Annotated in this window: 24 protein-coding genes; 11 read left to right on the top strand and 13 right to left on the bottom strand. The window is 64.1% G+C overall.

The window, feature by feature from the left end:
- The first annotated feature begins 18 nt into the window (after positions 1 to 18).
- Positions 19 to 240 carry a hypothetical protein gene (locus OE747_RS09545; RefSeq protein WP_263828375.1) on the top strand — a complete coding sequence of 74 codons (222 nt, stop codon included), beginning with the start codon at positions 19 to 21 and terminating at the stop codon, positions 238 to 240.
- Positions 241 to 252: 12 nt separating this feature from the next.
- Here the strand turns inward: OE747_RS09545 and hrpB are convergent, their stop codons facing one another.
- Positions 253 to 2,709, bottom strand: a complete 2,457-nt coding sequence (gene hrpB, locus OE747_RS09540; protein ID WP_263828374.1) for an ATP-dependent helicase HrpB — start codon at positions 2,707 to 2,709, stop codon at positions 253 to 255.
- 221 nt (positions 2,710 to 2,930) lie between these two features.
- On the opposite strand from hrpB, the gene meaB reads away from it, so the two are divergent.
- From meaB to OE747_RS09520, 4 genes are all read left to right on the top strand, one after another.
- Positions 2,931 to 3,911 carry a methylmalonyl Co-A mutase-associated GTPase MeaB gene (meaB, locus tag OE747_RS09535; protein ID WP_263828373.1) on the top strand — a complete coding sequence of 327 codons (981 nt, stop codon included), beginning with the start codon at positions 2,931 to 2,933 and terminating at the stop codon, positions 3,909 to 3,911.
- A 226-nt stretch (positions 3,912 to 4,137) separates the two neighbouring features.
- Positions 4,138 to 4,425, top strand: coding sequence for a 50S ribosomal protein L28 (gene rpmB, locus OE747_RS09530; RefSeq protein ID WP_263389265.1), 288 nt, complete (start codon positions 4,138 to 4,140; stop codon positions 4,423 to 4,425).
- Between the two features lie 139 nt (positions 4,426 to 4,564).
- The gene (locus OE747_RS09525; protein ID WP_263828372.1) at positions 4,565 to 4,915 is read left to right on the top strand and encodes a hypothetical protein; all 351 of its coding nucleotides are present in this window, start codon (positions 4,565 to 4,567) and stop codon (positions 4,913 to 4,915) included.
- Positions 4,916 to 4,962: 47 nt separating this feature from the next.
- Positions 4,963 to 5,433 (top strand): copper chaperone PCu(A)C, encoded by a 471-nt coding sequence (locus tag OE747_RS09520; RefSeq protein WP_263828371.1) that lies wholly within the window; start codon positions 4,963 to 4,965, stop codon positions 5,431 to 5,433.
- A 49-nt stretch (positions 5,434 to 5,482) separates the two neighbouring features.
- On the opposite strand, the gene OE747_RS09515 is transcribed toward OE747_RS09520, so the two are convergent.
- Together OE747_RS09515 and OE747_RS09510 are read right to left on the bottom strand one after the other, a co-directional pair.
- Entirely contained in the window at positions 5,483 to 6,466 is a 984-nt protein-coding gene (locus tag OE747_RS09515) for an ornithine cyclodeaminase family protein (RefSeq protein ID WP_263828370.1), read from the bottom strand.
- The gene (locus OE747_RS09510) at positions 6,463 to 7,161 is read right to left on the bottom strand and encodes an NAD-dependent deacylase (protein WP_263828369.1); all 699 of its coding nucleotides are present in this window, start codon (positions 7,159 to 7,161) and stop codon (positions 6,463 to 6,465) included. Before OE747_RS09510 ends, OE747_RS09515 begins: the two co-directional genes overlap by 4 nt.
- Positions 7,162 to 7,205: 44 nt before the next feature.
- Between OE747_RS09510 and OE747_RS09505 the strand changes: the two genes are divergently transcribed.
- The 3 genes from OE747_RS09505 to OE747_RS09495 all read left to right on the top strand — a co-directional run bounded on the left by OE747_RS09505 (position 7,206) and on the right by OE747_RS09495 (position 9,112).
- Entirely contained in the window at positions 7,206 to 7,649 is a 444-nt protein-coding gene (locus OE747_RS09505; RefSeq protein WP_263828368.1) for a low molecular weight protein-tyrosine-phosphatase, read from the top strand.
- A 137-nt stretch (positions 7,650 to 7,786) separates the two neighbouring features.
- Positions 7,787 to 8,632, top strand: a complete 846-nt coding sequence (locus OE747_RS09500) for an ankyrin repeat domain-containing protein (RefSeq protein ID WP_263828367.1) — start codon at positions 7,787 to 7,789, stop codon at positions 8,630 to 8,632.
- A 144-nt stretch (positions 8,633 to 8,776) separates the two neighbouring features.
- Positions 8,777 to 9,112, top strand: a complete 336-nt coding sequence (locus tag OE747_RS09495) for a hypothetical protein (RefSeq protein ID WP_263828366.1) — start codon at positions 8,777 to 8,779, stop codon at positions 9,110 to 9,112.
- Here OE747_RS09495 and OE747_RS09490 read toward each other — a convergent pair.
- Together OE747_RS09490 and OE747_RS09485 are read right to left on the bottom strand one after the other, a co-directional pair.
- Entirely contained in the window at positions 9,101 to 9,349 is a 249-nt protein-coding gene (locus tag OE747_RS09490; protein ID WP_263828365.1) for a hypothetical protein, read from the bottom strand. The two genes, OE747_RS09495 and OE747_RS09490, sit on opposite strands and share 12 nt — an antisense overlap.
- A 264-nt stretch (positions 9,350 to 9,613) precedes the next feature.
- The gene (locus OE747_RS09485) at positions 9,614 to 10,582 is read right to left on the bottom strand and encodes a LysR family transcriptional regulator (RefSeq protein ID WP_263828364.1); all 969 of its coding nucleotides are present in this window, start codon (positions 10,580 to 10,582) and stop codon (positions 9,614 to 9,616) included.
- Between the two features lie 77 nt (positions 10,583 to 10,659).
- On the opposite strand from OE747_RS09485, the gene hisD reads away from it, so the two are divergent.
- A complete protein-coding gene (hisD, locus tag OE747_RS09480) occupies positions 10,660 to 11,961 on the top strand; it encodes a histidinol dehydrogenase (RefSeq protein WP_263828363.1) in 1,302 nt (433 codons plus the stop codon).
- A gap of 48 nt (positions 11,962 to 12,009) precedes the next feature.
- Here the strand turns inward: hisD and OE747_RS09475 are convergent, their stop codons facing one another.
- Positions 12,010 to 12,327 carry a hypothetical protein gene (locus OE747_RS09475; RefSeq protein ID WP_263389274.1) on the bottom strand — a complete coding sequence of 106 codons (318 nt, stop codon included), beginning with the start codon at positions 12,325 to 12,327 and terminating at the stop codon, positions 12,010 to 12,012.
- A 285-nt stretch (positions 12,328 to 12,612) separates the two neighbouring features.
- Complete coding sequence (locus OE747_RS09470; protein WP_263828362.1) at positions 12,613 to 13,767, bottom strand: hypothetical protein; 1,155 nt, start codon at positions 13,765 to 13,767, stop codon at positions 12,613 to 12,615.
- Positions 13,768 to 13,873: 106 nt separating this feature from the next.
- On the opposite strand from OE747_RS09470, the gene lepA reads away from it, so the two are divergent.
- Positions 13,874 to 15,673, top strand: coding sequence for a translation elongation factor 4 (lepA, locus tag OE747_RS09465; RefSeq protein ID WP_263828361.1), 1,800 nt, complete (start codon positions 13,874 to 13,876; stop codon positions 15,671 to 15,673).
- Between the two features lie 163 nt (positions 15,674 to 15,836).
- Here the strand turns inward: lepA and OE747_RS09460 are convergent, their stop codons facing one another.
- The 6 genes from OE747_RS09460 to OE747_RS09435 form a co-directional block, all read right to left on the bottom strand.
- Positions 15,837 to 16,781, bottom strand: coding sequence for a hypothetical protein (locus OE747_RS09460; protein ID WP_238904873.1), 945 nt, complete (start codon positions 16,779 to 16,781; stop codon positions 15,837 to 15,839).
- Positions 16,774 to 17,364, bottom strand: coding sequence for a DUF6932 family protein (locus OE747_RS09455; protein WP_263828360.1), 591 nt, complete (start codon positions 17,362 to 17,364; stop codon positions 16,774 to 16,776). The genes OE747_RS09460 and OE747_RS09455 overlap by 8 nt, the downstream gene beginning before the upstream one ends.
- Before the next feature lie 179 nt (positions 17,365 to 17,543).
- Positions 17,544 to 17,945 (bottom strand): type II toxin-antitoxin system Phd/YefM family antitoxin, encoded by a 402-nt coding sequence (locus OE747_RS09450; protein ID WP_263828359.1) that lies wholly within the window; start codon positions 17,943 to 17,945, stop codon positions 17,544 to 17,546.
- 761 nt (positions 17,946 to 18,706) lie between these two features.
- A complete protein-coding gene (locus OE747_RS09445; RefSeq protein ID WP_263828358.1) occupies positions 18,707 to 19,513 on the bottom strand; it encodes a metal ABC transporter permease in 807 nt (268 codons plus the stop codon).
- Positions 19,513 to 20,265 carry an ATP-binding cassette domain-containing protein gene (locus tag OE747_RS09440; RefSeq protein WP_263828357.1) on the bottom strand — a complete coding sequence of 251 codons (753 nt, stop codon included), beginning with the start codon at positions 20,263 to 20,265 and terminating at the stop codon, positions 19,513 to 19,515. Before OE747_RS09440 ends, OE747_RS09445 begins: the two co-directional genes overlap by 1 nt.
- Positions 20,262 to 20,741: a helix-turn-helix domain-containing protein gene (locus tag OE747_RS09435; protein ID WP_263828356.1), complete on the bottom strand. Its 480-nt coding sequence runs from the start codon at positions 20,739 to 20,741 to the stop codon at positions 20,262 to 20,264. The genes OE747_RS09440 and OE747_RS09435 overlap by 4 nt, the downstream gene beginning before the upstream one ends.
- Positions 20,742 to 20,840: 99 nt before the next feature.
- Here OE747_RS09435 and OE747_RS09430 point away from each other — a divergent pair, with 99 nt between their 5' ends.
- A complete protein-coding gene (locus OE747_RS09430; RefSeq protein ID WP_263828355.1) occupies positions 20,841 to 21,776 on the top strand; it encodes a zinc ABC transporter substrate-binding protein in 936 nt (311 codons plus the stop codon).
- Positions 21,777 to 21,780: the final 4 nt, after the last annotated feature.

Raw genomic sequence — 21,780 nt, 5'->3', positions numbered from 1 at the left:
CAGGCAGGGGAGGCCGAGATGACAATGCAGGACAGCTTTCCAATCCTTGCCGGACTAAGGCGCGCGCTGCTTGCGCTGCCGCTGCCCCGGCGCCACATCCCGGCCACCCCCGAGACCCGGGCCGAGGAGGACCGCGCAGGCCGCGCCTTCGTGCAGGAGATGTTCGAACTCTGCCCCGAGGCCTTCGCCACCGATACCGGCCTGCACGAGGCGATGATCGGACTTTCCGGCCGGTACTGACCGGGCGCCGGACTACCGCGTGCCGCCGCGCGGCTTGGCCCTCAGCGTCGGATCGGCGGCACGTGGGTCCTCGGGCCAGGGATGCTTGGGGTATTGCGCGCGCATGTCCTTGCGCACATCGGCATAAGAGCCATCCCAGAAACCGGGCAGGTCGCGGGTGATCTGGATCGGGCGCTGGGCGGGTGACAGGAGGGTGATCTTCAGCGGCACGCCCGCCACCACCGGATGCGCCGTGACCCCGAACATCTCTTGCAGCCGGACCGAGATTTCCGGCACCTCGTGTTCATAATCAATGGGGACCTTACGCCCCAGCGGCGTGACAAAGGCGCCGGGCGCGCGTGCCTCCAACACTTGGCTCTGGTCCCAGTCGAGCCGCGCCTTGAGCGCTGGCAGCGGGTCGAAACGCTTCCAGTCCTCGGCGCTGCGCACACCCGAGAGCATCGGCAACAGCCAGTCCTCTAGGCTCTCCAACAGCCCGGCTTCGGAGAAATCCGGCAGCTCCGCGCCCTCGGCGCGCACCAGTTCCACCCGCCGCGCCAGCCGGGCGGCGGCACCTTCCAGCCGCAGACCAAGGTCGCGCACGCCCTCCAGCATCGCGCGGGCGACGGCCTCCGGCGGCACCTCCTTCCAGATCCGGTCGCTCAGGGTGATCGCGCCCAGCCGCTCCTGTTGCCGTGCCGTGACCCGGCGGTCGCGCCGAGACCATTCGCAGAGATCGACCGTGGCGATCTGATCGCCGAACAGATCGCGCAGCTCAGCCTCACCTATCCGCGCGGCCATGCGGATGCGCGCCTCGCGCGGGTCGCCATCGCTGTCGATGGCCACCAGATAGGGCGCGGCGGCCAGCGCCTCGCCGGGCTCCAGCACCGCGCCCTTGCCGCCCGACAGGACAAAGCGCGGCGCCTCGCCCTTGCGCCGCTGGCCGATCCGGTCGGGATAGGCGAGCGCTGCCATCGCCGCCGGGCTCATCGCCTCTGCCGATGGGATGGCTTGCCGCTCCAGCCGCTTCACCTCACCCCGGATGCGGTCGATCACACCCATGTTCAGCTCATGGGGCCGTTCGCGTCGGAACCGGGACGGGTCTCGCAGGGCCTCCAGACGCAGGTCAAGGTCCACCGGCGCGCCGCGCAGCGGGTCGCGTTCGGCCATCAGCGCCGCCAGCGGTGCCGCCTGCCGCCCCGCCACGGCCAGCATATGGCCCAGGCGCGGATGCAGCGGCAGCGCCGCCAGCACCCGCCCATGATCTGTGATGCGCCCGCGCGCGTCCAGCGCGCCCAGCATCGCCAAGAGCGCCCGGGCTTCGGCAAACGCGCCCTCGGGCGGTTGCGTCAGAAACGGCAGGTCTCCGGGCTCGGCCCCCCAAAGCGCCAGTTCCAGCGCGAGGCTCGCCAGATCCGCCGCCTCGATCTCGGCAGGCGGAAATGCCGCCAGCGCGCCTTCCTCGCCCCGGGTCCAGAGCCTGTAGCAGGTGCCCTCGGCCACGCGCCCCGCGCGACCGGCGCGCTGGGTCGCCTCGGCCCGCGTCACCCGCTCGGTGACCAGCCGCGACATGCCGGAACCGGGGTCGAACCGCGCCCGGCGGGCTTGTCCCATGTCCACCACCACCCGGATATCGGGAATGGTCAGCGAGGTTTCGGCGATCGAGGTCGCGAGCACCACCTTGCGCCCGTCCGTGGCAGGCGCCAGCGCCGCCCGCTGCGCGGCAAAGGGCATGGCCCCGAACAGCGGCCTCACCGCGCAGTCGCCCGGCAGGCGTTTGGCCAACAGCGCTTCGGCGCGCCGGATCTCGCCCTCGCCAGGCAGAAAGACCAACAGGCCGCCGCCGCTGTCGCGGGTCTCGGCCTCGGCCCGGACGACGAGATCGGCCAGTGCCTCCACCCGCCGCGCCTGTGGGCCCAGCGGCCGGTCCAGCCAGCGCGTCTCGACCGGAAAGGCGCGCCCCTCGGAGGTGACCAGCGGCGCCGCCATGAGTTCCGCCACTGGCGCGGAATCAAGCGTTGCCGACATTGCCAGGAGGATCAGGTCGTCGCGCAGCGCGCCCGCCACTTCGAGGCAGAGCGCAAGTCCCAGATCGGCATTCAGCGAGCGTTCGTGAAACTCGTCAAAGATCACCGCGCCCACCCCGGGCAGGTCGGGGTCCGATTGCAGCATCCGGGTCAGGATGCCCTCGGTCACCACCTCGATCCGGGTCGCCTTGGACACCTTGGCCTCGCCCCGGATGCGATAGCCCACGGTCTGCCCCGCAGCCTCGCCCAGCGTCTCTGCCATGCGCTCCGCAGCCGCCCGCGCCGCGAGGCGGCGCGGTTCCAGCATCACGATCCGCCCCGGCGTCAGCCCGGCCTCCAGCATGGCCAGCGGTACGCGCGTGGTCTTGCCCGCGCCCGGTGGCGCCTGCAACACGGCCCGGCCCCGCCCTTGCAGGGCGGCGATCAGGTCGGGCAGCGCGTCGTCGATGGGCAGGCGTGTCATGCCGCCTTATCGCCAGAGCAGCGGGGGCAGGTCCAGTCCCATTCGGCGGTTCCCTGTGACGCGCGGTAGCGGATTTGAGTATTTGAGACCAGAAAGAAGCAGCACCACCAGCGCTGGTAGTCGGGCGCGCGGCACAGGGACAATCCGGCGCATCCCGTGGGTCGGCTCTGGACAAACCGGGGCCTGCTCCGCCATTCAGGGCAAAATTCGCGAGGACCGGCATGGATATCACGCAGCTTGGCGACAGGATACTCTCGGGCGACCGCCGGGCGCTGGCGCGAGCGATCACGCTGGTGGAAAGCCGCCGCGCCGACCACCGGGCCGAGGCGACGGCGCTGCTCGACCGGCTGGCCCGGTCCGAGCGGCAGGCGCTCAGGATCGGGCTTTCGGGCACGCCGGGGGTCGGCAAGTCCACCTTCATCGAAAGCTTCGGCATGATGCTGGTCGGGCAGGGGCTGCGCGTCGCGGTGCTGGCGGTCGATCCCAGCTCGGCCCGTTCGGGCGGTTCGATCCTCGGCGACAAGACCCGGATGGAGCGCCTCTCGCGCGAGCCCAACGCCTTTATCCGCCCATCACCCAGCCAGAGCCATCTGGGCGGCGTGGCGCGGCGCACCCGCGAGGCGGTGGCGCTGTGCGAGGCGGCGGGGTTCGACGTGGTGCTGATCGAGACGGTGGGTGTCGGTCAGTCCGAGACCGTGGTCTCGGAACTGTCGGATCTGTTCCTGCTGCTGCTGGCGCCCGCGGGCGGTGACGAGTTGCAAGGCGTCAAGCGCGGCATCATGGAGATGGCCGACATGATTCTGGTCAACAAGGCCGACGGCCCGCTGAAACCGGTCGCCACCCGAACCTGTGCCGACTATGCCGGTGCGCTGCGCCTCTTGCGCAAACGGCCGCAGGACCCCGAGCACTTCCCCAAGGCGCTGACCGTTTCGGCGGTCGAGGAACACGGGCTGGCTGAGGCCTGGACCGAGATGCAGACGCTCACCGAATGGCGCAAGGCGCAGGGGCACTGGGCCCGCAACCGCGCGGCACAAGCCCGCTACTGGTTCGGTCAGGAGGTGCGCCACGCCCTGCTGGCCCGGCTGGAAAGCCCCCAGGCGCGGTCCGAGATGGACCGCCTCGCCAAGGCGGCAGCCGACGGTGACCTGACCCCGGCCAGCGCCGCCGAGCAGATGCTGGCCTATCTGAACGCCAACCGATGACTTCATCTTGCCCAAAATATCCCCGCCGGAGGCATGGCCCGGCACGGGCCATACAGGCGATCTGGCTGCGCAGGGCTTCAGGGCAAAGAATCCGCGCCATCCGTCTTGACCCCCCAGCCGATTCCCACTACACGCATCCAACCAGTTTTCGGGCGCGACTTCGGGTTGCGCCCCTTGTGATTTGGCCGGTATATCACGCCTGCCACCAGATACGAAGGAAGAGACCATGTCGCGCCGTTGCGAACTGACCGGAAAAGGCCCGATGACTGGCAACAATGTCAGCCATGCAAACAACAAGACCCGCCGTCGTTTTCTGCCCAACCTGAACGACGTGACGTTGCAGTCGGAAACCCTGGGCCGTGGCGTCAAGCTGCGCATCTCGGCGGCTGCCCTGCGCTCGGTCGATCACCGTGGCGGTCTGGACGCTTTCCTGGCCAAGGCCAAGGACGAGGACCTGTCCGACAACGCCCTGAAGGTCAAGAAAGAGATCGCCAAGGCACAAGCCGCGGCCTGATCGACTTCAGGCCACTGGATTGCAGAGAACCCCGCGCCGATCGGTGCGGGGTTTTCCGCGTCCGGGGCAAGCGTCCAGCTGTCACAGCGGCCCGATGCCGCCTTGTGTTCCCCCGTGGGAACGCGCTAGCAGATCGGCAATGATGATCCGTCTGCGCATATCCCTCGCCCTGATCCTGGCCGCGCTGCTGGCGCTGACCGGGCAGGGGCTGGCCAATTCCCGTGGCTTGAACGCCGCGGTTGGGCAGATGGAGATCTGTACCGGCACCGGCCCGGTGATCCTCTACATGGATGAGGACGGGCAACCGGCGGCCCCGCCGCATTACTGTCCCGATTTCGCATTGGCCCTGCTGGGGGCGCTGACGCCTGACGTCTTAGCCCTGCCTGTCCTGCCCGAGGGTGCCGGTCCGCAACCCGATGGCACCCGTGCCAGCCTTATTTCCGCAACTCTCTCTGCCGTTCCGGCCCGCGCGCCGCCCGTCCCGGTCTGATCCAATCCAAATCAGACCACATAGGACATGACCAAGGAGAGAGACCCATGTCGTTCAAATCCGCACTGCTGGCTGCTGCCGCAACCCTGACCCTTGCCACCACCGCGCTGGCCAGGGACATCACCATTGACGACGCCTATGCCCGTTCGGCGGGCGCCAATGCCAAGGCGGGCGCCGCCTTCATGATGATCCACAATACCGGCGATACCGACGACCGGCTCATCGAAGCCCGCTCGGACGTGTCGGCCCGGGTGGAACTGCACACCCACAAGATCAACGATCAGGGCGTCGCGCAGATGATGCATGTGCCCGAAGGCTTCGTGATCCCCGCCGGTGGCATGCACGCGCTGGCGCGCGGTGGCGATCATGTGATGTTCATGGGCATCAAGGCGCCCTTTGAGCAGGGCGCGATGGTGCCGGTGACGCTGGTGTTCGAAAAGGCGGGCGAGATCGAGGTCGAAATCCCCGTCGATCTGGAGCGTCAGGGTGGCGGCCACGGCCAGATGAAGAAGAACTGAGGGGCGGGCACGCCTGTCTTCAGGCTGCGTTGCAGCCCTCATCCATGCGTCAGGCCGGGTCTGAACCCGGCCTGGGCGCCCAGCCCGCTCGCAGGCCCGCACCCTTTTCAAGAGCGCGGTCCAGCGCCAAGGCCGCAACCGCAAAATCGCCGATCGCCATGCCGCGAAACACGAAACCGGCGCGTGCCGCCGGGTTGCGCGCAAGGTCCGGTCCGGTCACCAGCGACGCCAGATCGCCGCTCACCAGAGCCGGTGCGACCATCGGGCGGGGGTTGTCCATCTCCTGCGCCTGATCGTCGATATAGAGCGGCGCCAGCGCCGCCATCCCTTCGGTCCGCCAGGGCACACCTGCATCGGTGATCGCGGCAAAGGCGCCGGGTTTCAGCCAGCGGGCGTCCAGAAATGGCTCCATCCCATAGGCCAGCGTCACCGAAGAGACCACGATATCCGCCACCGCCAGTGCCGCCTGCGGCGTGCTGGCGATCTCCACCTCCAGCCCCCGCGCCCGGGCCAGCGTGGCCAGACGCTCCAGATTACCCGCGCCGCGCCCCACCAGTACCGCGCGCCGCAGCGGGAACAGGTCGCAGAACGCCGCCAGATGGCTGCGCGCCTGCGCGCCAGTACCGACAAAGGTGATCGTCTCGGCCGCCGGGTCGGCCAACCGCCGCGCCGCCACCGCGCTCAACCCGGCGGTACGTACCCCGGTCAGCCAGCCCGCCTGCATCAGCGCCCGCATCTCTCCGGTCTCGCTGTCCTGTACCAAGACAACGCCCTCGACCCCCGGTAATCCGCGCGACGGGTTGCGCGGGCTCACCATCACCGACTTGACCACTGTCAGATCCGGCCCGTCGCCCGTGGCCAGCGTCGTCATCACATAACGCCCGTCGCCCGGCAGCACCGCCGATTTCGGCGCCACCTGCACCGCGCCGCGCGCCTGTGCCGTGATCGCCGCCTCCAGCGCCGTCAGCACCTCGGTCGTGGTGATCCCCAGTCCGGATAGTTCGACATCCGACAGGATCAGGAACCCGCTCATGCCCGTCCCTCCAGCAGGCGGTCCACCCAGTCGGGCACGATCCGGCTGGCCGGGCCGAACCGGGTCTCGTCGAAACTTGATACCACCGCCGAGGGTTCCAGGTTCATCTCCACCGTCCGCGCCCCCGCCGCGATTGCCTCGTGTACAAAGGCCGCCGCCGGATAGACCTGCCCCGAGGTACCGATGGCCGCGAATACGGAACAGCCCGCCAGATGGTCATAGATCGCGTCCATGAAATAGGGCATCTCGCCGAACCAGACCACGTCGGGCCGCGCCGCCGGGCGGGCACAGGCGGGGCAGGGGGTCTGGGTATTCATCACCTCGGGCGCCTGCCAGCGATGGCCGCAGGCGGCGCAAAGCGCACCCGCCAGCGTGCCATGCATATGGATCACCTCCCGCGCGCCGCCCGCCTCGTGCAGGGCATCCACATTCTGCGTTACGATCACCACCTCGCCCGGCCAGTCCCGCTGCAACCGCGCCAGCGCCTGATGCGCGGCATTGGGCTGCGCGGCGGCGGCCTGCACCCGGCGCGCGTTGTAGAACGCGTGCACCAGCACCGGATCGCGGGCAAACCCCTCGGGCGTCGCCACATCCTCCAGCGGGTATTTCGTCCAGATCCCGTCCTTGTCGCGGAACGTGCCCAGCCCGCTTTCGGCCGATATTCCGGCCCCGGTCAGTATGACGATCTTTTCCATGCCCGGCCTTTCGCATAAGGATCGGGACAAAACCGGAGCCCCGCATGACCCACCGTATCCTCTTCGTCTGCCTTGGCAACATCTGCCGGTCGCCCGCTGCCGAGGGGGTGTTCCGCGCGCTGATGCCCAATGCCCAAACCGACAGCGCCGGAACCGCGGGCTGGCACGTGGGCAAACCGCCCTACGGCCCGATGCAGGCGGCGGCAGCAGTGCGCGGCATCGACCTTTCGGACCTGCGTGCGCGCCAGTTCAGCGCGGGCGATTTCACCCGCTTCGACCTGATCCTGGGGATGGATGCGGAAAACATTGCCGAGATCGAGGCGCTGCGCCCCGCAGGCAATTCAACCCCCGTGCGGCTTTTCACCGAATTCGCGCCGGAAACCGGCGCCACCCATGTGCCCGACCCCTATTACACCCGGGATTTCGACGGCGCGCTCGACCTGATCGAGGCGGCGGCGGCGGAACTGCGGCGGCAGTTGGCAACCTAGGGGATTTCGTCCGAACCCCTTTTGCGTTCCCGGATCGCAGCGTTTTCATGCTATTATCGGGGAAGACTGGTACGCGGCGACCGGACGTGAATTGACAGAATGCGCGGTTGCCGAAGTCCTTTTGGGAAGGGGACAAGATGTATCTTCGTGACATATCCGTCTGTTTCGTCGCATTGACCGTTGCATTCTCCGTTTCAGCGCGCGCCGAAATGATACATCTGATGGCTCGCAAGGGCGATGCAGACGCGGTTCGGAATCTGATCTCGCAAGACGTTCCCGTCGATCTTCCCAGTACCAGCAACACGACCGAAGAAGGCGTGTCTCCACTCTTCATCGCCGCCAAGTTTGGAAAGAACGCTGTCGTCGAGGTTCTGCTCGACGCGGGTGCCGACCCCACAATTCTGTTTCGATGGGGTGAAAACCAGTATTACTACGGTACGCCGCTGCACGTGGCCGCCCGTTGGGGCCATCTCGATGTCGTCAATACTCTGCTTAGTGCTGGCGTGGATCCGGGTCGATACAACTCCTTCATCGGAACACCTCTGCATCTGGCGCGGCTCGGCGGTCACGATGCCGTGGCGGCCAGACTCATCGAGGTCGGCGCCCCCGAAAGCGTTGTTCAGCCATCGATCGCCAGCCTGTTGCAGCGGGCCAATCCTGAAAAGGGACGTGAAGTGGTTCGCGGATGCCAAATCTGTCACCAGACGACGCCCGATGGGGTCTTTGATCCCGCGACCGGGCCATCTCTCTGGAATGTGGTGGACCGTCCGTCAGGATCGCTCGATGGCTATCAGTATTCCCAAGTGCTTGATGGGCTGGGTATCGACTGGTCTTACGATGCCCTGAATTCCTACATTGCCAGCCCCTATCAATTCGCGCCCGGAACTTCGAAAATCATGCTCGGATTGGAGGACGAGGGCACCCGCGCCGACGTGATCGCATACCTGCGCACGCTCAGCAACGACCCCGCGCCGTTGCCATAGATTGGCAAAACGCCCAATCCTGTGCTGGGCGGTTTCCAAGTACGGCAATCCAGCGCATGACCCGGCTCGGCGATAAGCATGTTTTTGTGAAAATCGCCCTAGTTCTTGACCTTGAAGGCAAACATCCGCCAGGACCGAGATCTCGTGCACAAAGGTCACGTCCCGGTTCGGTGCCTCGCTGGCCAGATGGGACAGGCCGTTCTGCACCTCGGACACCACACGCGTCTGATCCTTGGCGCTGAATTTCAGATGCGGTTGCGGCCCTTCGACGATCACCAGTCCAACCGCCACCCGGCCTTTGAGCTGCGCCGACAGCGGCGGTTCTGCCCCGGCCTCGGGGCCGCCCGCCTGTTCCGGTCCGGCGTCCAGAACCACCTCGTCGCCGGGCGGATGGATCGGCCCCGGCCCTCCGGCGCCCGTGCCTTCCCAGGATTCCCCCTGATAGGCGCGATCCAGTTTCGCGGCGCGCTAGTCGGGTGAGTTGCGAAAGTCGAAAGCCTGTCGGCCCAATGCCTCGGTAAGGCTCTCGGCGCCCTCAATCTCGGGCGCGGCGAGGGGCGATTCGAGCCCGCCGGGTTCACCGGACCCGGCCTCGGCGACCGCCAGCCGCCCATATTCGTGAAAAATCGCCTGCGGCTGGCCGCCGGGGGCGGTTTCGGGCGCCATCGCGGTACCCGTCAGGGTCAGGAATTCATTGGTTTCCAGATCGGAAGTCATGGCAATCTCCAAAATAACTGCGGGTAGAATGTCGCCAGTATAGCACAGCCATGCGCTGATCCCGAAATCACGCTTTTGATGCCCTGAACCCCGGCCAGTTTCAGCTTTTCGAAAACGGCGCGTTCCTGTTGTGCAATCTCGCGCGCGCCCCTTGCGGGGCGCGGTCCGCCTGCGCTCAATGTCCGGCATTGATCGTACCCGCAGGCTTTGCCGATGACCCCGACCCGCGTTTCAGTCCGCGCCGCCGCCCCGGCACAGACCCGCTTATTGTTCGTCGATGACCCGCATCTGGCCGCCCAGCCAGGGCAGCCGGGCCACCGCCGGGTCGATCATCTGGCTTTGCACCAGACGGCGCATGGTCTGCGCCACGTCGCGCGGCACCCGGTCGGCCCAGTCGGACCCTGCAAACAGCGAGATGGTGCGGGCAAAGGCGGCGAAGGGCAGGGGAAAGGCGTCGATCTCGTCATGGAACCGGGCCGCGCGCATGTATCCCAGCGGGGTTGTCACCGCCCAGCCCACCCGTCGCGCCACCATCGCGATCAGCGCCAGATGCGAGCCGATCTCGAACCGCTCCTCGAATTCCAGCTTGTGCCGCGCCAGCTGCGTCTCGATCTGGCGGCTGATCAGCTGCTCGCGGGCATAGCGCAACAGCGGCATGGTGCGCAGCGCCGCCATCATGTCGGCGCCCTCGGTGACAGCGCCGCGCGGCGCCACGACCATGAACGGATCGCGCACCAGCGGGTATTCGACCACGCCCTCATGCATCTCGCCCGAGGTCGCGGCCACCGCGATATGCAGCCGTCGCGCCTTCATCGCCTCGGTGATCTCGTGGCTGGGGGCGGTGATCAGCTTGAACCGGCACTTGGTCAGGCTGTCGGCCAACAGGACGGCCAGCCGTGGCGTCAGGTCATTGTCGAAATCGTCGATCAACCCCATGCTGAGCGTGCTCAGATGGGTCAGGTCCATTACCGTGAGCTCGCTCTGCGCCAGCCTGAGTTCGCTCAGCACCGTCTCGGCCCGCGGCAGAAACGCGCGCCCGGCCGGTGTCAGCAGCATGGGCCGGCGGCCATGGTCGACCAGATCGCTGCCCAGCGCCTGTTCCAGGTTCTTCAACTGCTGGCTGACCGCCGGCTGGCTCAACCCGGTCAGCTCGCTGGCCTGGGCCACCGATCCGGTGCGCGCCAGCGCCTCGAACACTTCCAACCCCCGCAGGGTCACGCCTTTCATGAGCATTCCGGTCGCTCCCGACAGTTTTGCTTTTTCTTAATCAGGTTTGACCTTGCGTCAAGCAAATATCATAGGGATCGCACATGAGCATCGCCATTCTGAAATCCGCCCCCGGACTGCCCGCCGCGACGCAGGGCGATGCCTCGGACACCGTGCAACTGATGCTGGCGCGGCTCAAGCTCGAAGGCGAGGCCGCCGCCCGCGACTATGCCGCGAGGCTCGACGGCTGGACCGGTGAGATCGTGGTCAGCCCGGAGCAGGTGGCGCGCGCCTGCGAACAGGTGCCCGAAGATCTCAAGACCCAGATCCGCTATGCCCATGACAACATCCGCCGCTTTGCCGAGGCCCAGCGCGCCTCGGCGCTGGATTTCCAGACCGAGCTGCGCCCGGGCCTGATCGCCGGGCAGAAACAGATCCCGCTGTCCGCCGCCGGGGCCTATGTACCGGGCGGGCGCTATGCCCATATCGCCTCGGCGCTGATGACGATCACCACCGCCCGCGCCGCAGGCGTGCCGCAGATCACCGCCGTCTCGCCGCCGCAGGCGGGGCGCGGGGTGCACCCCGCGATCCTTTATGCCATGTCGCTGGCGGGCGCCGACCGCATCCTGGCGCTGGGCGGCGTGCAGGGGGTGGCGGCGCTGGCCTTCGGCCTCTTCGGCGCGCCGCCCGCCGATATCCTGGTGGGGCCGGGCAACCAGTTCGTGGCCGAGGCCAAGCGTCAACTGTTTGGCCCGGTGGGCATCGACATGTTCGCCGGTCCCACCGACAGCCTGGTGATCGCCGACGCCAGCGCCGACCCGCTCACCGTCGCCTGGGACCTGGTCGGGCAGGCAGAGCATGGCTACAACTCGCCGGTCTGGCTGGTCACCGACGACCGGGCACTGGCCGAGGCGGTTCTGGCCCATATCCCCGCCTGCATCGCCGATCTGCCCGAACCCAACCGCTCCAGCGCCCAGGCCGCCTGGGACGCGCTGGGCGAGGTGATCCTGTGCGCAGACCGCGAGGAGATGGCCGCCACCGCCGACCGCTACGCGCCCGAGCACCTGCATGTGCAGGCCGCCGATCTGGACTGGTGGCGCGGACGCCTCTCGGCCTATGGCTCGCTGTTCCTGGGGGAACTCACCACCGTGGCTTTTGGCGACAAGGCCAGCGGCCCCAACCATGTGCTGCCCACTTCGGGCGCGGCCCGCTATACCGGCGGACTCAGTGTGCACAAGTTCCTGAAGACCGTGACCTGGCAGCAGGTCGAGCCGCGGGCGCTGCCCGATCTGGCCCGCGCCACCGCCGCCATCTCGCGCGCCGAAGGGATGGAGGGGCACGCCCGCACCGCCGATATCCGGCTCGACAAACTGCGCCCCGCGCTCAGGCAGGTCGGCAACGGCTGAGCAAACGAAAAGGCGGGCCCCAAGCCCGCCTTGCGCTGCAAAACCCCATTACTGGCAGATCGCCTGCGCCAGCTCGCCGAAGGCCTTGTAGCGCTGCCACAGCGCCTCGTCGCTGCTCTTGTCCGACATTCGCACTTCCTGTGCCTGATGCGGGTCCTTGAACCATTTGGCGACCTTGCGCCGGTCCGACCGGGTCAGCGCCTTGTTGGCGGCCTGCTGAATGCAGCCGCAGCGCTGCGGCGTCGCCTCGGACCGGCCGCTCTGGCGGCAGGCATCATTGATCACACCGGTCGCTGCGAACCCCTGCGCCGGCACCGTCAACCCCATCAGCGCGGCACAGACCGCCCCCGTCAAAATCCGTCTCACGTTCCTGGCCTCTTGCTCTGTCCGCGGGGTCTGCCGCCCCGTCTGTCGGCGCATACTATGGCAAAAGAGCGCGCCCGGATCAATCGGGTGCGACAATCGGAATGTATGGCTGGTGGAAAAGTGATCGGGCAAGCCCCGCGCCACGTGTAGGGTGGGCAGTCCTGCCCACCGCACCCGACATGTCAGGCAATGGTGGGCAAACTGCCCACCCTACGGGGGTTGGTCAGCAGATGCCCGAAACTCGGATTGAAGAACGCGCACGGATTGGGCGACGGGAAAGTGTCATCACCCGGGTGGCAGGGTTTTGACAAAAGCCCCGATAGCTTTGAAAACCTGTTGGATGCCCTCGTTCTGCGAGGCCAGCGAGGCGATTACAATGGGCGCGCCCCATTTGACAACGACCTTTCCAGCCTCCTTCGAGGCCTCGGTCAAGGCGAGGTCGATCTTGCCCCCGCAATAGGTCGCAATCCGCACCGAGATATCCCACAGTGTCTTGGCGATGGCTTTGAGCCTGCCGGGTGATGGCTCGGGTTTGGCAATCTCCGCTTCCAGGTCCTCGATCTGATCCCAGACCAGCACGAAATCGTCACGCACGGCCCGCTGAACCCCATCGTCCAGAGGTGGTCCGCCATTGTCGCCGATCAGACTTGTCGAGGACAGCGCCGAACGGAGCGGCAACATGTTCTTCAGGGCAGCGATTTCGCGTTCAAGGTCAAAGAGCTGCTCGATCCGTTCGATCTCTTGCGCTACGGCCTCCGCTCCAGCCTCCCAGATGGCATCGTCGATCAGGGCAACCCGGCGCTGCAACTCCCAGTCGAGGGGTTTGCCGTCCAGCATGCCGCGATACCATTTGGCCCAGAAGGCCCAAGGCGTTCCGGGGGAGCTGTTTTCGAAGTTTCGGATCGCGTTGGCCAATACATCAGGCGCGCCTGATGGCCAGAGCGATGTTGCGAAAAGTTGATGGGTTTCGTTCGGTGCGAAAGAGAGAGCCGCAGAATCGGCGACATCGGCAGAGAGATCGGAGCGGGCGGCACCGCGAGAAGAGACGGCGGCGGCGCGAGCGTGTCGCGCTGACAGGGTGGAGACGGCGGCGGAGAGGGCGGCAAAAATCGCACTGCGGGCGGCTACAATGTAGTTATGGGATCCTCTTTCGTTGGGATCGTCTGAATCGGCTATTGCGAAGGAGAATTCAGTAGACCTATCAAATTCCGAATTTATCTCGGAGACGGTCAGCGTTGCAGCAGTTGCCGCAACGAGATTGGCACGAATGCAGGTCAACAGGTACTTCTGACGGAAAGAGTCGAAATGCTGTTGAGAAGCTAATTGAAATGCCGCAGGCGCTGCCCGAAGCGTTGCCCTCGCGGCAAAGCTGACACGTGCTCGATGGGGCAGGGCGCTCAGGAATTCCTCCAGCTCTTCTTCGTTGTTTAAGTCAACCATTCAACCCCTGACCCTATCCCGCGTCAGCTTGCCGGGGTGCGCCCTTGTGCGCAAGCGTTCACGAGCCTATTGACCAAGTCTCAAATCCTCATCATATGCCCAATCCATGACAGACCTCGCCCATATCCGCAATTTCTCCATCGTCGCCCATATCGACCATGGCAAATCCACCCTTGCCGACCGGCTCATCCAGGAGACCGGGACGGTGCAGGATCGTGACATGAAGGAGCAGCTGCTCGACAGCATGGATATCGAGCGCGAGCGGGGCATCACCATCAAGGCCAACACCGTCCGCATCGACTATACCGCCGACAATGGCGAGCAGTATGTGCTGAACCTGATCGACACGCCCGGCCATGTCGACTTTGCCTATGAGGTCAGCCGCTCGATGCGCGCGGTCGAAGGGTCCTTGCTGGTCGTCGACAGCACCCAGGGGGTCGAGGCGCAGACACTCGCCAACGTCTATCAGGCGATCGACGCCAACCACGAGATCGTGCCGATCCTCAACAAGATCGACCTGCCCGCCAGCGAATGCGACCGGGTGGCCGAACAGATCGAGGATGTGATTGGCATCGATGCCTCGGGCGCGATCCGGGTTTCCGCCAAGACCGGCGTCGGCATCCACGAAACGCTCGAGGCCATCGTGCATCACCTGCCCGCGCCCAAGGGCACCCGCGACGCGCCCTTGAAGGCGATGCTGGTCGACAGCTGGTACGACAGCTATCTGGGCGTCATCGTGCTGGTCCGCATCATGGACGGCATTCTGAAGAAGGGCATGCGGGTCAAGTTCATGTCGAACGGCACCCTGCACCATGTCGACCGCATCGGCGTCTTCCGCCCCGCCATGCAGATGGTGGACGAGCTCGGCCCGGGCGAGATCGGCTTCCTCACCGCCTCGATCAAGCAGGTGCGCGACACCCGCGTCGGCGACACCATCACCAATGACCGCAATGGCGCCGACAAGGCGTTGCCCGGCTTCAAACCTGCCCAGCCGGTGGTGTTCTGCGGCCTCTTCCCGGTGGACTCGGCCGAATTCGAAGACCTCCGCGACGCCATCGAGAAACTGGCCCTCAACGACGCCTCCTTCTCCTATGAAATGGAAACCTCGGCCGCCCTCGGCTTCGGCTTCCGCTGCGGCTTCCTGGGCCTTCTCCACCTCGAGGTCATCCGCGACCGGCTGGAACGCGAATACGATATCGAGCTGATCACCACCGCGCCTTCGGTGGTCTACCACGTCTTCATGCGCGACGGCGAGATGCGCGAGCTGCACAACCCCGCCGACATGCCCGACCTCAGCAAGGTTGACCATATCGAGGAACCGCGCATCAAGGCCACCATCCTTGTCCCCGACGACTATCTGGGCGATGTGCTGAAACTCTGCCAGGACCGCCGCGGCATTCAACAGGACCTCTCCTATGCCGGCTCCCGCGCCATGGTCGTCTATGACCTGCCGCTGAACGAGGTGGTGTTCGACTTCTACGACCGGCTCAAATCGGTGACCAAGGGCTATGCCAGCTTCGACTACCAGCTCACCGGCTATCGCGAGGACAGCCTGGTGAAAATGTCGATCCTGGTGAATGACGAGCCCGTCGATGCGCTGTCGACCATGGTCCACCGCGACCGGGCCGAGGCGCGCGGGCGGGCGATGTGCGAAAAGCTCAAGGACCTGATCCCCCGCCACATGTTCAAGATCCCGATCCAGGCGGCCATCGGCGGCAAGGTCATCGCGCGCGAGACCCTCTCGGCGCTGCGCAAGGACGTGACCGCCAAATGCTACGGCGGCGACGCGACGCGGAAAAAGAAGCTGCTGGAAAAGCAGAAGGCGGGCAAGAAGAAGATGCGCCAGTTCGGCAAGGTGGATATCCCGCAGGAAGCTTTCATCAGCGCGCTCAAGATGGACAGCTGAGGCTGTCCATCTCGCGCGATGATGAAAGACGGTGGGCGAAAGCGTTTGGCAAGGCCAAACGCGTGCCCACACCGTCGAGAACTGAATGACTGTGGACAGCTGAGGCTGTCCATTTTGGTTTTCACAATAATGAAAATGACTTTTCAGATTTTTTCTATTTTATTTAGTTAATCTCTTCAAAGCCAAGAGCGGTGTAAGTGATACTAACCGAGCCGTTGGGCTTTCTAATTTCTGCGATCTCGATATCCGCTCTAAAGCGAGCGCCAAGCAACAAGCCGTCACTTTCGATTCTTTCCAGGTAATCTTGACTAATTTGCCTGTCAAACTTTCCGGATACAATCCGAGATTCACCTTCCTTGTGAAAATCGAAGGTGCGATTGCTTGGAGAAAGCCCGATTAGTTTACCGACCCACTCCTCAGTAAAAAATTCATATTTCGTGTTGGTTAACCGATTGAAGGCACGTTCAATGTCGGCAGAGGAGTGGTAGTCCGAGCGGCTCGGCAGGTTTGTTTTGAGTGACGCTTCGTTGTTGTGCAGATGAGTGAAAAAATCGGTTAAACTTGAAAAAAGGCGAGGGTTTATCTCATCTATCTCCAAAAGAAACCGATCATCATCTCTCTGCGTCAATTCGTTGATCGCCTCGATGGCAGTGTTCAAGGCTTCCCGCGCGGAAGTTGGGATTACGCTGGATTGCTCGGTATCATCCTCTTGCAATACAAACCCAAAAGAGCCGAATGCTAAATCTGTGATGCGCAATGCGGATTGCGTGCTCTTGGCTACTTGTCCTCGCGTTCCCTTTAGGCCATTTTTTGAGTTCGCTGCATAAAGTTTGGCTACAATGTCTTGGAAAAAAGATAGGGCTTTAATGGCGAACCTGGCGTCAATAGATTTTTGACCGCGCACAGGTTTGCCGTCAAACAATAGCGCCACCTCTGCAACATTGGCATCGGTTCTCTCAATTAGCTCTAGTTCTTCCCTAATAGCATCTAGACGAGATTGGAAATTTAATCTAGCAACAACATCTCCAAGCTCTTTTGCCTCGAAAAGAAGCGCCTGAACCTTAACTTGTTCAGAACGAAGGTGTTCCAGATTCGAAATGTCAGACATCAAATCTCCCCCTCACCATCGCTTCAATGTTTTGGAATTCCATCACATCTAAGGGCAACGGAATCTCCACGATGCCTTTTCGGCGAGCACTTCCTCTTTGCTCCGAGAAAAGCCCTAACCAGTATGATGACCAGTGCACAAGGTAGCTAGCGTCTGCATCTAGATCAAGACTGTAGCTGTCACAACTGTAGTTCGCCTTGTTGCTCCTTGGGTCAAAAAACTTGAAGTGAAGCTCGTTTTCATAGTCGGTGTTCCACCTAAGCCCATCATTGGCGTACCTTATCGGTCTCCGGAAAAGTGTGACAAGGTCAATGTCGTTGGGTGGGCGCCCTCTTACTTTTTCGATATCTTCAACAAAGCTGCCGTCTATCCACTGTGAGCCGACCACAAAGCCGCCTCGGAACAAATGTTCTCGGTAACGGTTCAGGCCAAGAACCAAACGTGCTCTCTGTGGAGAAGTGACAAAGCGCTCCACAAAGTTCTGTATCGTTGACCTATACGGCGATCTGAGCGCTGGTTTAGTTGGATCTGATCCAATAAATGCGGGGAGGGTTCCGCCGATATCAAAATCTGGGATGGTCATTACTGCTACCAACTTAAGTTGTAGCAAGTTAACAGAATGCTACTATGAGGCAAGCGCTTGATGAGTTCTTGTTGCGGATGCTTGGTCCTTTGTGTCGGTTCAGCCTCCATGTCGTTTAGGTTTGAGATGTGATTAGAAGTCTCTAGAAGTTGTTACCCAGTAACCTATGATCCACCCCCTCACCAAAACCACCCCTTCCTTACCTCCCCCGCAACCTCGCCGCCTTCCACCCCCTCAATCCCGCCCGCCTTCAGGATCCGGCGTTCCTCGGCGCGGGTCATCTGGATCTTGCGGACCTGGATTGCCGCCTCGCGCGCGGTGACATAATTCCCATCCGGCCCCGGCTCCATCCCCGGCACCGTCGGGCGCCGGTGCCACCAGCCGCGCATCCCCGCCAGTACGTGCCGCCAGCCGGTGCGGTCGTCATCGCCAAGGTCCCAGATGCGTTCTACCTCTGGCATCGATACCAGCGCCGCCACCGGGCGGCCGTGGCGGGTCAGCACGATCACTGCGCGCGGGTCCTGTGCCCGGGTGACGAGCTGGCCCAGCTGCGCGCGGGCCGCGGAAACGGGGATGTACATGGCGAATCTCCTCTGTACAAAACGGTCAATCAGGGTTCTGAGGCTGGGACAAAACGGTTAAAACGGCCCGATTCCAGCGTACGATCCCCTTTGCGGGCGCAGAAAGCGGGCATTGGTCCCGCGTTAACCTCTGTCCCCCCGCAACCCTGCCGCGCGGCTGGATTTGTCAGCTTTGTCCACAGGCGCTGCCAAGGCTTATCCCCATGTTATCCCCGGCAAAATTTCATGCTGCGGTGCTATTTTCTTGCCTCGGGCCCGGCAGCGGTGCCAGATTTGGCTTACCGCAACGGAGCCTCGGTTTCCGAAGCGGGACGCAGGGGCCAGGGGGCCGGGCGGCGCAGCGGGAGCCTTAGGGAGATCGCAGCGAAGTCAGGAGCTTACCGGGAGGCGGTTCGTCGCACAGGGTCTTCGGAGCCGGGCGAGGGGTCATCTCTGACACGGGTCTTGCGGGCGGGTTAACGTTTACGGACGTTAATCGGCAAACCGGACGGGGGTTCGCCCTCGCTCGGCAAGGCGTCAGGGCGTGTCCTTAGGGATGCATGCAAAGACCGCGTCTGAGCACCTGACGCCTTTTCCTATTCTGGCAGCGATTTCAGGGGCTTACCTTGACCAAAAGCAGAAACGGGGATCGGCCGTGCGTGGCTGATCCCCGTTGTCCGTGTCTTTGGATGCAATGCCGCGTCTGTTGCACCTGTGGTTAACACCTACCCCATGCGTCTATGGGGCGCAACAAGATATTGTCTGCGCCCTGGTGTTGCACGCTATATACGTGGTGTTTTACGGGCTTTGAGCGCTCGGACCGTCGTGGTGACGACAAAAATCAGTGAGGCGGCGCAAACGATACTCGGCCCGGCCGGAGTGTCCAAAATGTACGCCGCATAAAGCCCTGATAACGCAGAGAACCCTCCGATCAGCGCGGCGCCCGCGGCCATCTCTTCCGGCGTTCTGGCCAAAGGTCGCGCCGCCGCCGCCGGGATCACCAGCATCGCCGCAATCAACAGTACCCCCACCACTTTGATCGCCACCGCCACCACCAAAGCTAAAGCCAGCGTTAACCATAGTTCGGCTGTCCGTGGGTCCACGCCTGCGGCCCGGGCAAGATCTGGATTAAGCGTGGAAATCAACAGGTTAGACCATTGCCATGCGATGAGGCCAAGCACCATCGCGCCACCGCCCCAGATCACCACAAGGTCGCCGCGGGACACCGCCAGGATGTCCCCGAACAGGAACGCCATCAGGTCCAGCCGCGCGTCGGAGATCAAGGAGACGGCGACCATGCCGGCCGCCAAGGCGGTGTGCGCCATCACCCCCAGCAGAGTATCCATCGCATAGCCATGTCCGCGCAACAGCGTCACCGCCGATGCCATGGCCAGAGAGGCCAGGATCACGGCGGGAAGGACCGGCGATGACAGCGCCAGCGCCAGAGCGACGCCCAGAACCGCGGCATGCGCGGTCGCCTCGCCGAAATAGGCCATCCGCCGCCAGACCACAAAGCAGCCCAAAGGAGCCGAGGTGGCGCCGATGCCAACGCCTGCCAGGGCCGCCCGAACCATGAAATCATCCAGCATCAGTTCGCTCCGTGGCCGTGATCATGTTCGCAATCGGCGTCATGTCTGTGGCTGTGCTGGTGACGATAGAGTGCCAGCGTTCCCTTGGTGCCGGTGCCGAAAAGCGCCCGGTACTCGGGGGCGTCGGCCACGACCTCTGGGGCGCCCTCGCAGCAGATGTGGCCGTTCAGGCAAAGCACCCGATCCGAGGCGGCCATGACCACGTGCAGGTCGTGGCTGACCATGACCACCGCGCATCCAAGGTCGCGGCGGACCTCTTCGATCCGCTGATAGAAGGCGGCGGCGCCCGGTTGATCCAGGCCTTGGGTCGCTTCATCAAGAAGCAGCAGGTGCGGGCGCTCCAGAATGGCGCGGGCAAGCAGGACACGCTGAAACTGTCCGCCGGACAGGTCGGTCATCTGGCGGTTTTCCAAGCCGGGCACGCCCGCGCGCGACATGGCCTCGGTGACAAGGTCGTCGGAGATCCGGCGCGGCAAGCTCAGGAAGCGCCGCACGGTCATGGGCAAAGCCGCGTCGAGTGCCAGTTTTTGCGGGACATAGCCGATACGCAACCCTGCCGCCCGCTCCACCCGGCCCGAGGCCAACGGAACCGCACCGATCAGGGCCCGCAGGAATGTCGATTTTCCCGACCCGTTCGGGCCGACTATGGTGACAATCTCGGCCGGCTCGACTGTCATCGAGATATTGCGCAGGACCTCGCGCCCGTCGAGGCGGATGGACAGATCCCGTGCGGTGATGACGGGAGAGGTCATGCCGGATGCTCCTGACAGGCGGGGCAAAGCCCCTCGGCCTCGACCACAATCCGCTCGATGGCAAAGCCGGTGGCCTGCGCCGCGGCGCCCAACCGGCCTTGTTCAAGTTCCGTCTCTGCTTCGGCCACGGCCTTGCATCCCCGGCAGATCAGAAAGGCCGGGATATGGTCCTGCTCGGGATGGGCACAGGCGGTGTAGGCGTTTATCCTTTCGATCCTGTGCGCAAACCCGTGTTGGACCAGAAAATCCAGGGCACGGTAGGCGACCGGTGGCTGTGACCCCAGACCATCGGCTGCCAGCAGGTCGAGGATTTCGTAAGCGCCCATCGCCCGATGGCGTTGCAACAAGATCTCCAGCGCCCGGCGGCGGACTGGCGTCAGTTGCAGTTTCTGGTCAGCGCAGCGCGTTTCCGCCTCGGCGAGGGCAGTTGCGATGCAGCGGTTATGGTCGTGCTTCTCGAAACCGATGGCAGTCATTTCTGGATCCCGTCGAAAGGTTATGGGTTGATATGTTATAACATCTCGCATATCAACCCAGCCGATGAATGTTATAACATAACAAATCGTGAGGAATCCATGCTCCGTCCGTTTCTTGTCGCTGGCTCTATCTGCGTCTCTGGCCCCGCTATGGCAGAGGTGCCGCATGTGGTGACCGATATCGCTCCGGTTCATTCGCTTGTCGCGCAGGTGATGGCGGGGGTGGGTGTCCCCGAGCTGATCGTGCGGCCAGGGGTGTCACCACATACCTATGCGATGCGCCCGTCCGAGGCGCGCGCCTTGCAAGAGGCGGATCTGGTGGTCTGGATCGGCAGCGATCTGACACCCTGGCTCTCCAAGCCGCTTGAGGCTCTGGCAAGCGGCAGCAGGCAGGTTGCGCTGCTGGAGCAGGAGACGACGCAGACGCTCCCATACAGGGAGTTTGACCATGAGGATGGTCATGAGGAAGAAGGTCACGACGCGCATGACGACGATGGGCATGATGGCCACGACCACGAAGGGGTTGATCCGCATGCCTGGCTGGATCCCCTGAATGCGCGCGCCTGGCTGGGAGTGCTTGCCGACGAACTGGCTGAACTCGACCCGGAACATGCCGCGCTTTACCGTGAGAACGCGGTTGCGGCGCAGCTTAGGCTGGACGAGGTGTCGGCCGCGGTTGCCGCCGCGGTAGCGCCCATGCGAGAGGTTCCCTTTGTGGCCTTGCACGACGCATTTCAGTATTTTGAGCATCGCCATGGGCTGACGCTTGTGGGCACCGTGTCACTGGGCGATGCCAGCCGCCCAAGCCCGGCCCGTTTGGCCGAGCTGCGCGCGGATATCGAGGCGATGGGCGTCACATGCGCATTTGCCGAACCGCAGTTCGATACTGCCTTGCTAGAGGCCGCGGTCGAGGGCAGCGGCGCGCGTATTCTGGTGCTTGACCCTCTGGGGGCGCATTTGGAGCCGGGGCCGGAGCTTTACAGGGACCTGCTGACGACATTGGCCGCAGGGTTTGGTGCCTGTGCCGACAACTGAGAGC

The sequence above is a fragment of the Ruegeria aquimaris genome (genome assembly GCF_025751555.1).
Lineage (GTDB): Bacteria > Pseudomonadota > Alphaproteobacteria > Rhodobacterales > Rhodobacteraceae > Ruegeria_B > Ruegeria_B aquimaris.
The sequence above is the reverse complement of the archived record's forward strand: the minus strand, read 5'-3'. Positions and strand labels throughout refer to the sequence as shown.

Bases quoted from the DNA above. Each gene is read 5' to 3' on its own strand.
- OE747_RS09545 (WP_263828375.1), top strand. From the start codon at position 19: ATGACAATGCAGGACAGCTTTCCAATCCTTGCCGGACTAAGGCGCGCG.
- hrpB (WP_263828374.1), bottom strand. From the start codon at position 2,709: ATGACACGCCTGCCCATCGACGACGCGCTGCCCGACCTGATCGCCGCC.
- meaB (WP_263828373.1), top strand. From the start codon at position 2,931: ATGGATATCACGCAGCTTGGCGACAGGATACTCTCGGGCGACCGCCGG.
- rpmB (WP_263389265.1), top strand. From the start codon at position 4,138: ATGTCGCGCCGTTGCGAACTGACCGGAAAAGGCCCGATGACTGGCAAC.
- OE747_RS09525 (WP_263828372.1), top strand. From the start codon at position 4,565: ATGATGATCCGTCTGCGCATATCCCTCGCCCTGATCCTGGCCGCGCTG.
- OE747_RS09520 (WP_263828371.1), top strand. From the start codon at position 4,963: ATGTCGTTCAAATCCGCACTGCTGGCTGCTGCCGCAACCCTGACCCTT.
- OE747_RS09515 (WP_263828370.1), bottom strand. From the start codon at position 6,466: ATGAGCGGGTTCCTGATCCTGTCGGATGTCGAACTATCCGGACTGGGG.
- OE747_RS09510 (WP_263828369.1), bottom strand. From the start codon at position 7,161: ATGGAAAAGATCGTCATACTGACCGGGGCCGGAATATCGGCCGAAAGC.
- OE747_RS09505 (WP_263828368.1), top strand. From the start codon at position 7,206: ATGACCCACCGTATCCTCTTCGTCTGCCTTGGCAACATCTGCCGGTCG.
- OE747_RS09500 (WP_263828367.1), top strand. From the start codon at position 7,787: ATGTATCTTCGTGACATATCCGTCTGTTTCGTCGCATTGACCGTTGCA.
- OE747_RS09490 (WP_263828365.1), bottom strand. From the start codon at position 9,349: ATGACTTCCGATCTGGAAACCAATGAATTCCTGACCCTGACGGGTACC.
- OE747_RS09485 (WP_263828364.1), bottom strand. From the start codon at position 10,582: ATGCTCATGAAAGGCGTGACCCTGCGGGGGTTGGAAGTGTTCGAGGCG.
- hisD (WP_263828363.1), top strand. From the start codon at position 10,660: ATGAGCATCGCCATTCTGAAATCCGCCCCCGGACTGCCCGCCGCGACG.
- OE747_RS09470 (WP_263828362.1), bottom strand. From the start codon at position 13,767: ATGGTTGACTTAAACAACGAAGAAGAGCTGGAGGAATTCCTGAGCGCC.
- lepA (WP_263828361.1), top strand. From the start codon at position 13,874: ATGACAGACCTCGCCCATATCCGCAATTTCTCCATCGTCGCCCATATC.
- OE747_RS09460 (WP_238904873.1), bottom strand. From the start codon at position 16,781: ATGTCTGACATTTCGAATCTGGAACACCTTCGTTCTGAACAAGTTAAG.
- OE747_RS09455 (WP_263828360.1), bottom strand. From the start codon at position 17,364: ATGACCATCCCAGATTTTGATATCGGCGGAACCCTCCCCGCATTTATT.
- OE747_RS09450 (WP_263828359.1), bottom strand. From the start codon at position 17,945: ATGTACATCCCCGTTTCCGCGGCCCGCGCGCAGCTGGGCCAGCTCGTC.
- OE747_RS09445 (WP_263828358.1), bottom strand. From the start codon at position 19,513: ATGCTGGATGATTTCATGGTTCGGGCGGCCCTGGCAGGCGTTGGCATC.
- OE747_RS09440 (WP_263828357.1), bottom strand. From the start codon at position 20,265: ATGACCTCTCCCGTCATCACCGCACGGGATCTGTCCATCCGCCTCGAC.
- OE747_RS09435 (WP_263828356.1), bottom strand. From the start codon at position 20,741: ATGACTGCCATCGGTTTCGAGAAGCACGACCATAACCGCTGCATCGCA.
- OE747_RS09430 (WP_263828355.1), top strand. From the start codon at position 20,841: ATGCTCCGTCCGTTTCTTGTCGCTGGCTCTATCTGCGTCTCTGGCCCC.